Origin of the sequence: Archangium sp., from assembly GCF_036388035.1 — a bacterium.
Lineage (GTDB): Bacteria > Myxococcota > Myxococcia > Myxococcales > Myxococcaceae > Archangium.
Genome location: NZ_DASVSO010000751.1, coordinates 1 through 8787, shown reverse-complemented (window position 1 = coordinate 8787; position 8787 = coordinate 1). Strand labels below are relative to the sequence as shown.

Below are 8787 nucleotides of genomic sequence, written 5' to 3'. Positions count from 1 at the left end.
TCTTGCCGGAGACCGTGGCGGTAATCCGGGCCGTCCCGGCGGCGACAGCCGTCACCAGGCCACCCGGGCTGCTCACCGTGGCGGTGGCGGGGGTGTCGGACTCGAAGGTCGCGTCCGCCGTGAGGCTCTTCGTCGTGCCATCACTGTAGGTACCGGTGACGGTGAGCTGCTGGGTGGCTCCGGCGGAGAGGGTGCGGCTGGCCGGGGTCACACTCACCCCCGTCAGCACGACGTCGGGCTGCTCAGCCGGGTCGGTGCAAGCCGTTTGCACCAGGACCGTCAGCAGCAACAGGGAGGACACGACCAGGCGATTCCGTGGGGTCATACGCAATTCACGCTCCGGCGAGGATGGGGTGCAGCGCAAGCTGCTGCGACGGGGCGGGCTCCTTGATCGGTGCTCCAACGCCCCTCGAGAAACTTTGTTCGCTTCCCGAACGAAGTAACAACCAAAAAATCAGGATGTCAAATGCCTGCTTCGTTCTCGCCGTACGCGCGCCATCACCGCGCCGAGCGTGGGCCGCACCCCACGCTCGACACGGTCCGTCATGACGACCTGCCTCAGGGCTTCGCGCCGAGCTTCTCGAGCACCATCACGGCGTTGGTGTTCTTCGGATCCAACTGGAGCGACTTCTTGTAGCTGGCGAGGGCCTCCGCGTTCTTGCCCGCCTTGAGGTAGGCCTCCCCGAGGCTGTCATGCGCATTGGCGTCTTCAGGGTAGAGCTCGACGTTCGCTTGGAGCACCTTGATCGCTTCGGCGTGGTTGCTTTCGAGGAGCAGCCGATAGCCAAGGGAATTCAGGAGGTTCGGCCACATCCTGACGGCGGGGCCTTCGCTGGGCTTCGCCTGCTTGACGAAGGCGATGGCGGCCTCCGTGCTCTTGAGTCGCGAGAGCAGGTCCACCGTCATCAACGGAGACCCCAGTCGGTGGGTGAAGGACTTCCAGCCGTACTCGGCGGCGAGGCTGGCGGCGAGCCGCTCGAAGAGCAACATCCCGTTGTCCGAGTTGGCCATCATCGCCACACCGCTGCCCGAGTCGGCGAACGCAATCAGAGTGGACTGGAAGCCCTCGTTCACCCCGCCGTGGCCGAAGCGGTCGCCCCCCTCCAACTGGAAGCCAAGCCCGAAGCCCTCCGACTGAGGGGTGAGCATCTGCCTGGCCATCGCCTGCGACAGCACGCTCTTGGACTTGCCTGCCCGGGTCTTCGACACGGCGATGGCGATGCGCGCCAGATCGGATGGTGTCGTCCACAAGCCCGCGGGCGCCATTTCCGGGTAGACGTGCCAGCGGCCCTCGACGCTCTTTCCGTTCGGATACGTGCCCGCCGCGGCCGTGGGGGCAAGGGCCGGGGGCAGGGGCTGCTCGTACGTGCTGTGCTCCAGGCCGAGCGGCGCGAACACCGTCTCCCGCATGAGCTGGGGGAACGGCTTCTTCAGCTGGTCGACCAGCATCTGCTGGACGATCGTGGTGCCGCCGCCGCTGTACCGTGTCTCCGTCCCGGGGACGATGTCGACTCGCACCGGAGCGGTGTTCGCGGGCTTCTCACCATCGAGAATCTGCTGGAGGGTCGGCAGCGGCTCATGGGGGGCGTAGCCTGGGAAGCCGTGCACCGTCGTGCCCGCGTTATGGCTGAGCAGGCGGCGGAGCGTCACCTTCTGCTCCTTCGTGAATTCGTTGTCGGGGACCTTCCACGAGAGCAACTTCTCGTTGATGTCCGCGTCGAGTGACCACTTCGACTGCTCGACGTAGCGCAGCGCCGCCAGGGCCGTCACCGGCTTGCTGATGGAGGCGGCCTGGAAGAGCGTGTCGAGCGTGACGGGGTCCGTGCTGTCGGCCTGCTTCACGCCATAGGTCTTGGCCCAGACGAGGGTGTTCTTGTCGAACACGGCGACGCTCAAGCCAGGAATCTTGTACAGCTCCATCCAGCGCTGGAGCGACAGGCGCATGGGCTCCTCGCCCGGGAGGGTGGCGGGGGCGAGACCCGCTTCCACTCGCGCCACGCGGGCCGCTTCGGAGGGCCTGGCCAGCCATTCGGTGGCGGGCTTCTTCGTATCGGCGCCAGTGAGGAGGGCGACAGCCGCGCAGCTCGTGAGGGCAACGGTGGCGCAGCGGGGCAGGGTTCGACGCATGACGTGCTCCAGGAATGGGGTGCACCGAGGGGGAGGGGGACGGCGAGCAACTTACGGAGCCGGGACGGGTGAATGGCCGTGCGGTCTCCATGGCTTCGTCATGATTCAGTCATGATGCTCGGTGCACCGTCCAGCCTTCCTGCCGTTGCATCGACTTCCAACAGGGTCCGGCGGGAAGGGAACTGGGGCGGCGGAGGCCCAAGAGGAACCTGCCGCCGCCCGCATGTCCTGCGTCCCTACTCCGCCGTGAAGTACAGGTTGTCGAGGAGCAGCTTGTCCGCCGCCGTGCCCGACCCGGCGATGAGCACGAAGGGGGCGTTGACGGCACTCAGCCGCAGGCCGCCCGCCGTGAATTCCGTCAGCGGAATGGCCAGGTGGTGCCACGCGCCGTCATTCACGTACCCGTACTTCTCCACGTCGAGCTGCACACTCTTCTTGTCCGCGTCGTTCATCCCCACCTTCACCTGGGCGAAGCCGGGGTCGGACGAGCGCAGGCTCACGTGCAGCGTCTTCCACGCGTCCAGGTTGCGCGGCGCGTCCCAGTGCACGCCGAGCCCCAGCCACGCCTTGCCGGCGTGGACGACGAGGTCCGACGCCCGGCCCTCCACGCGGGTGGTGGAGGGCTCCATGGTGGTGGTGTTCTCGTACAGGTAGACGTGCGTGGTGACGTTGTCCACGGGGATGTCCTCGGAGCGGCCCCCCTCGTAGAAGCCCACGCCCAGGCGGCGCTGCCCCGTCTGGTAGGGGAACGGGCCCGGCAGCACCTCCTCGCTCGGGTCCGTGCCGCCGCCGGACGGGGTGCCCGGTCCCTGGTTCGCGTAGTCCGACTCACCCGGGTCCGGCCTGCACGCGGCCAGCAGGAGCAACACCGCGTATCCAGAGGTCCTCATGGCTTCACCGCCCTGTCCTGACCGTTCGACGTCTTCATCAGCACCCAGCCGCCCTGCACCATCCCGCCCATCTCGACGATGCCCTTGTACGCGGGCGTCACCAGGTCGTAGGCGAACGTTCCCGTGGCGTCGTAGGTCACCGACTCGGGGAAGTTGTCGAGCACGGACTGGTAGGCGCGGATGGCCTGCTCCCGCACCCGGGGCAGGTCCTCCTGGCGCGCCTCGCCGTTCTGGTAGATGGCCAGCAGGTTGGTGCCCACGTAGAACTGGGCCTCGCCGCCCGGCTCCCGCGCGAGCAGGGTGGCCCACGAGTAGAACGCGGCCACGTGCGCGCTGCTGGACTGGATCTTCCACTTCGTCTCCACGCCGGGTGTGGCGTGCGCGAAGGGGTTGTTGGGATCCTCCAACACCGAGTTGTCCGGGTGGATGCCCACGTTCGGGCTGTGGAGCTGGAGCGTGAGGCCTTCCAGCGACTCGCCATACACATAGCTGGCGGGGTCGTAGCATCCGGAGATGCCCACCGCCGCGGCCAGCAGGAGCCACATCTTCATACGGCCTCCCTCAGAGCGACAGGATTGCATAAGCCCCCACCTCGTATTCGCGGCCCTTCAGCCCCTCCTGGAGGCCCATCGCGCTGAGCCCCTCCGAGTACTCGTCCAGCATGCGCACCATCCCGCGCAGACCGAAGCGGGTGGTCACCGTGCCGAGCACGGGGCGCTTGAGGCCATACGACAAGTCGCCTCCGAGCTGGAGCGGGTAGGTCAGGTTGAAGACGCGGTGGTAGTCGTACGGCCCCCAATTGTTCATGTGGAGCTGAGCCGTCAGCAGCAGCGTGTCCAGCAGCACGGAGCCGTCCACGCCGTAGCGCAGCACCTGCCGCGCGTCCTGGCCCGAGGACTGGTTGCTGCCCACGAAGGCCGTGCCATACAGCTTCAGGCGCCGCGTGGGGTTGCCCACCAGGCGCAGCGTCGTCTCCCACTCGTCCGCCGCCGGCGGCGCGCTTCCGAAAGCCACCGAGCTTCCATCCGCGAGCAGGGCGATGGTCGCGTCACGCGACGTCGGCTGCCGCCGGTAGACCAGGTCCAGGCCCGCGGCGAATGGCGCGTCCTCGCGCATGTCCCGATCCCACGACCAGAACCACGTGCCGGGCGTCGGGTCGAAGGTGAGCAGCAGCTCGGCGCCCAGCGTCTCTCGGTTGTCCAGCACGGTGAACGCGTCCGTCAGCACGTTGCGCGGCCGGACGGCCGGGTAGTACCGCCCCGTCCCCGCCTCGTACGCGTCGCCGATGGTGGGGTTCGGACCGATGAGGGGCTTCTGGTAGAGCAGGTTGGGCGACACCTGGAAGCTGCTCCCGAGCTGCACCGCCGCACCCGCCTGTCCGGCGTAGTGGTTGCCTCGGCCGCTCTCCCGCAGGCTCCACCCCGTCAGCACCGTGCGCTGGTCGGGACCCGCGTCCGACACCAGCCCGCGGAACGAGGACTGGAGGAACCAGCGCACCGCGCCCATGTCGTACGTGAGCCGTGCCTTGGCGCCGAGCGTGTCCAGGAACTGCACCTTGTCCTGGAGCACCTCGTAGCCGGTACCCTGATAGCTGGGTCCGTTCGTGTGCCGCGCCCAGGTGAACTGCTCGCCGATGCGCTGCGGCGCCGCGAGGATGCCACCCACCTCCAGGCCCACGGGGCCCCGGTGCCATTCGAAGCCCAGCGTCGTCCTGCGCGCCACGCGCTCGCGGATGACGGAGCTGGTCTGCTGCGACGAGCCCCGGGCGATGTCCTCCTGGTGCATCAGCGTCACCGCCAGCGAGCCGAAGCTCTTGCGGTACTTCGCGACGACGGAGGGGTTGGCGCCCCAGTACAGCTCCGGGCCCACTGCCACCTTCAGCCCGTCCAGCGCACGCTTGCCGCTGAACACGACGCCGAAGGGCGCGTTGCCATGGTAGATGTCGATGTTCGGTCCGTAGTGCGCCTCGCGGTACAGGCCGAAGAAGTCGCCCTCCTCGGCCCAGTGGGAGTGGCCGACGCGGTAGAAGCCCTCGAGGTTGAAGTCCTCCCGGTCCAGCTTGAACTCCGCCTGGTACAGCGCGAAGCGCTCCAGCCCCAGCGGCTGTCCCACGGCCCCGGCGCCCGTGCTCGGCACCTGGGCGGAGCCCACACCCGTCGTCGGCGCGGGCTGGGTCCCCCGGTTCTCGTAGAAGAGGTTGTTGAGCCGGTTGCGCGCCACGTTGCCCACGACGTTGAACGACGCGCGCCCGTACACACCAGAGGTGGGCTGCATCGCCAGGTCGAAGAAGATGGACTCCGTGTGGTCCGCGGCCACCTGGTTGGCCCGCGTCGTGGCGATGCTCCCGCGCGACAGCGAGCTGTCCAGCACCAGCCTCAGGTTCGAGACGCGCACCGCGCTCAGCTCCTCCGCGCGCGCCAGCGCCACGGAGGACTCATAACCCCGGGACAGCTCCGTCGGGCGGATGGCCGCGAAGTGCTGGCGGATGGTGTCGGGCGTCGTGGTGGTGGCGTACGGGTCCAGGCGGAAGGCCGCCTGCAGGAGGTAGTAGGCCGTGCGCGGCTGCACCCGGGCGATGCCCGCCTCGTCCTCGGGACCGAGGGCGCAGATGCCGAACCACTCCTCGTTCATGTTGTTCTGGCCCTCGACGAAGTCGGCCGGGTAGCCGCCGTTGGGCCAGGACGCGGTGGTGTCGTGGACGGAGAGGTTGGACTCCTGCCCCATCTTCCACCAGCCATCCACCCACTGGAACACGAAGCCACCCAGGGCGTTCTGCGCGCGGCCCTGGCCGTAGCTCTGCGTGTAGAGCTCCTCCCACTGCTTGCGCAGGTACTCCGCCTGCGCCAGGTGGTCCTCGCGCCCGGCCTTCGCGTCAAACGCGTCCGCGCCGAACTCGGTGAACATCACCGGCTTGTTCAGCTTCTGGAGCACCACGTCGAACAAGTCTCGCGCGGAGGGGCCGCGGTAGACGTTGGTGCCGAAGATGTCCAGCTCGGGGGCCAGACGCGCGATGAGGTCCACGTACTGGGCGTCGCCGTTGGCGATGGACACCGGGTGGTTCGTGTCCCGGGCCTTGATGGTGCGCACCGCCTCGCCCATCAGCGAGTAGAGGGACTCCGCGCGCGCGGCGTCCTCCTGGCCGGGGAGCGCCTGGATCTCATAGCCCGTCCAGTGCAGGCCGTAGTTGTTCTCGTTGCCCAGCATCCACATCAACACGCCGGGCGTGTCGCGGTAGCGCTCCACCCGCTGCGCCAGGTCCGTGAGCAGCGCGCGCCGGTGCACCGGGTTGGAGTAGTCCGTGTTCGGCACCATGACGCCGTCCACGTTGGTGCCGTAGCGGCCCATCAGCGGATTCACCACGGTGTAGATGCCGTAGTTGCGGTAGATGAACTCCACCCAGCGCGGGGGGATGTCATCGAACTGGCGGATGGCGTTGACGCCCATGTCGCGCAGCAGCGTCATCTCCCGCGACAGCACCGAGCGGATGAAGTCGTCGGACTGGTTCCACAGCGAGTAGCGGTAGTTCTCGCCAATGGGCGTGTAGCCCCAGTTCATGCCACGGATGGGGAAGTCACGTCCGTCGACCTGGAGCTTGAAGCCGCGCTCGTCGCGGTGGACGCGCACGGCCGACGTCCCCACGGGGGCAGCCGGCGCCGCCGTGGGCTGGAGGGAGGGGGAGGGCGGGGCCGCCACCGGTGCGTCGGCCGCTGGAGCGGCCGGCGCCTGGGACAGCGACACCGTCAGACACGTCACGAGGAGGAGGGAATTCATGCCGCCTGCTCCACGTCCAGGTCGTTGCGCGTCACGATGGCGCGGTAGAGGTGGGCGCTGTCCTTGGCAATCCGCTTCTGCGTGGCGTAGTCCAGGAAGACGAGCCCGAAGCGCTTCTGGTAGCCGAAGGCCCACTCGAAGTTGTCGAGCAGGGACCAGGCGAAGTAGCCCGCGAGCGGCACGCCCTGCTTGATGGCGTTCAGGGACGCCTCCAGGTGCGTGTGCAGGTACTGGACGCGCTTGGTGTCACGCACGCGCCCGTCCGCATCCGGGCCGGTGGCGTAGGCGGCCCCGTTCTCGGTGATGTAGAGGCGCGGCGGCTGGTAGTCCTTGTGCAGGCGCAGCAGCAGGTCGGTGAGGCCACCCGCGTACACCTCCCAGTCCATGTCCGTCCGCTCCGGCTGGGAGTGGACGGTGCGGGGGGCGTTCTTCTCCTCGGGGATGCGGTCGCTGCGGATGATGCCGCGCGAGTAGTAGTTGACCCCCAGGAAGTCGGTGGGGGCGGCAATCGCCTCCAGGTCTCCCTGCCGGACGAAGTCCAGCGTCTTGGAGGAGATGCGGCCGGCCGCCACATGGTCCTCCACCACGTCCTTCGGGTAGCCGCGGCCGTAGAGCGGGTCCAGGAACCAGCGGTTGAAGCTGCCGTCGAAGGCGCGGCAGGCGTCGCGGTCCTCGGCGCTGGGCGAGGCGGGCTGGGCGGGCACCAGGTTGAGGGTGATGCCCACCTCCGCGTTCTTCACGTTGGAGCGGAGGACGGACACCGCCTGCCCGTGCGACAGCAGCAGGTGGTGGGCCGTGGCGAGCATCTCGCCCCACTGGTTCTTGTGCCCGGGCGCGTGCTCGCCGTTGGCGTGGCCCAGGTAGCTGATGCACCAGGGCTCGTTGTGGGTAATCCACCGCTTCACGCGGTCGCCGAGCGCCTGGCTCATCTCGTCCGCGTACTCGACGAACGCGCTCACCGTGTCACGCGAGGGCCAGCCGCCCTTGTCCTGCAGGGCCTGCGGGAGATCCCAGTGGTAGAGCGTGACGAGGGGCTCGATGCCCGCCGCCAGCAGCCCGTCCACCAGCCGCGAGTAGAAGTCCAGGCCCGCCTGGTTCACCTTGCCCCGTCCCGCCGGGAGGATGCGGGGCCAGGCGACGGAGAAGCGGTACGCCTTGACGCCCATCCAGCGCATCAACTCCACGTCTTCGCGCCAGCGGTTGTAGTGGTCGCACGCCACGGTGCCGTCCGTGCCGTCGGCGATCTTGCCCGGCGTGGCGCAGAAGCGGTCCCAGATGGACTCGCCGCGCCCATCGGTGGTGGTGGCGCCTTCGATCTGGAAGGCGGAAGTGGCCACGCCCCAGAGAAAGTCAGGAGGAAACTGCCGCATCGTCGAGAACTCCTTTCGAGGATTCGAGGTGGCAGCGGACGAGGTGGTCCGCCGCGGGATGGTGTTCGGGAGGGCGGGTGCTCTGGCACCGCGCGTCCGCCTGGGGGCAGCGGGGCGCGAAGGCACAGCCCTGAGGGGGCACCGGCCCCGCCGCGGCCTTCACCGGCAGCGGGGCCCGCAGGAAGTCCGCGCCATCTGGCACGGCCGAGCGCAGCAGTTGCGTGTACGGGTGCCGGGGGGCCGCGAGGACGTCCGCCGTCCGCCCTGACTCGACGACGGTGCCCGCGTACAGCACCATGACGCGATCCGCGAGGTGCCGCGCGCTCGCCAGGTCATGGGTGATGAAGAGGATGCCGATGCCACGCTCGCGCGTCAGGCCGCGCAGCAACTGGAGCACGCCCCGGCGGGTGGACACGTCCAGCATGGAGGTGGGCTCGTCCGCGATGATGACGTCCGGCTCCACCGCCAGCGCCCGCGCCACGGCCACGCGCTGCCGCTGGCCGCCGGACAGCTCATGCGGGAAGCGCCGGGCGAAGGACTCCGCCGGCGTCAGCCCCACCGACTCGAGCAGCGCGTGGACACGCCCCTGGAGCTCCGCCTGCGTGGCCCGCCCGTGGCGCAGCAGGGGC

7 protein-coding genes are annotated in these 8787 nt (G+C 68.9%); all 7 read right to left on the bottom strand.

Features of this window, described 5'->3' with window-relative positions; genetic code table 11:
* Nucleotides 1-301 (bottom strand): Ig-like domain-containing protein (locus VF697_RS30755; RefSeq protein ID WP_331100508.1); only part of this gene is annotated, 301 nt, incomplete at its 3' end.
* Between the two features lie 257 nt (nucleotides 302-558).
* Nucleotides 559-2127, bottom strand: a complete 1569-nt coding sequence (locus VF697_RS30750) for a serine hydrolase (RefSeq protein WP_331100506.1) — start codon at nucleotides 2125-2127, stop codon at nucleotides 559-561.
* Nucleotides 2128-2363: 236 nt separating this feature from the next.
* A complete protein-coding gene (locus tag VF697_RS30745) occupies nucleotides 2364-3017 on the bottom strand; it encodes a putative glycoside hydrolase (protein WP_331100504.1) in 654 nt (217 codons plus the stop codon).
* Nucleotides 3014-3568 (bottom strand): hypothetical protein, encoded by a 555-nt coding sequence (locus tag VF697_RS30740; protein WP_331100503.1) that lies wholly within the window; start codon nucleotides 3566-3568, stop codon nucleotides 3014-3016. Before VF697_RS30740 ends, VF697_RS30745 begins: the two co-directional genes overlap by 4 nt.
* A gap of 10 nt (nucleotides 3569-3578) precedes the next feature.
* A complete protein-coding gene (locus VF697_RS30735; RefSeq protein ID WP_331100502.1) occupies nucleotides 3579-6788 on the bottom strand; it encodes a glycoside hydrolase family 2 TIM barrel-domain containing protein in 3210 nt (1069 codons plus the stop codon).
* Entirely contained in the window at nucleotides 6785-8158 is a 1374-nt protein-coding gene (locus tag VF697_RS30730; protein WP_331100501.1) for a GH1 family beta-glucosidase, read from the bottom strand. The genes VF697_RS30735 and VF697_RS30730 overlap by 4 nt, the downstream gene beginning before the upstream one ends.
* Nucleotides 8139-8787 (bottom strand): ABC transporter ATP-binding protein (locus VF697_RS30725; RefSeq protein ID WP_331100499.1); only part of this gene is annotated, 649 nt, incomplete at its 5' end. The genes VF697_RS30725 and VF697_RS30730, both read right to left, overlap by 20 nt.

Excerpts from the sequence above, each read along its gene's own strand:
- VF697_RS30750 (WP_331100506.1), bottom strand. The coding sequence starts at position 2,127 with ATGCGTCGAACCCTGCCCCGCTGCGCCACCGTTGCCCTCACGAGCTGC.
- VF697_RS30745 (WP_331100504.1), bottom strand. The coding sequence starts at position 3,017 with ATGAGGACCTCTGGATACGCGGTGTTGCTCCTGCTGGCCGCGTGCAGG.
- VF697_RS30740 (WP_331100503.1), bottom strand. The coding sequence starts at position 3,568 with ATGAAGATGTGGCTCCTGCTGGCCGCGGCGGTGGGCATCTCCGGATGC.
- VF697_RS30735 (WP_331100502.1), bottom strand. The coding sequence starts at position 6,788 with ATGAATTCCCTCCTCCTCGTGACGTGTCTGACGGTGTCGCTGTCCCAG.
- VF697_RS30730 (WP_331100501.1), bottom strand. The coding sequence starts at position 8,158 with ATGCGGCAGTTTCCTCCTGACTTTCTCTGGGGCGTGGCCACTTCCGCC.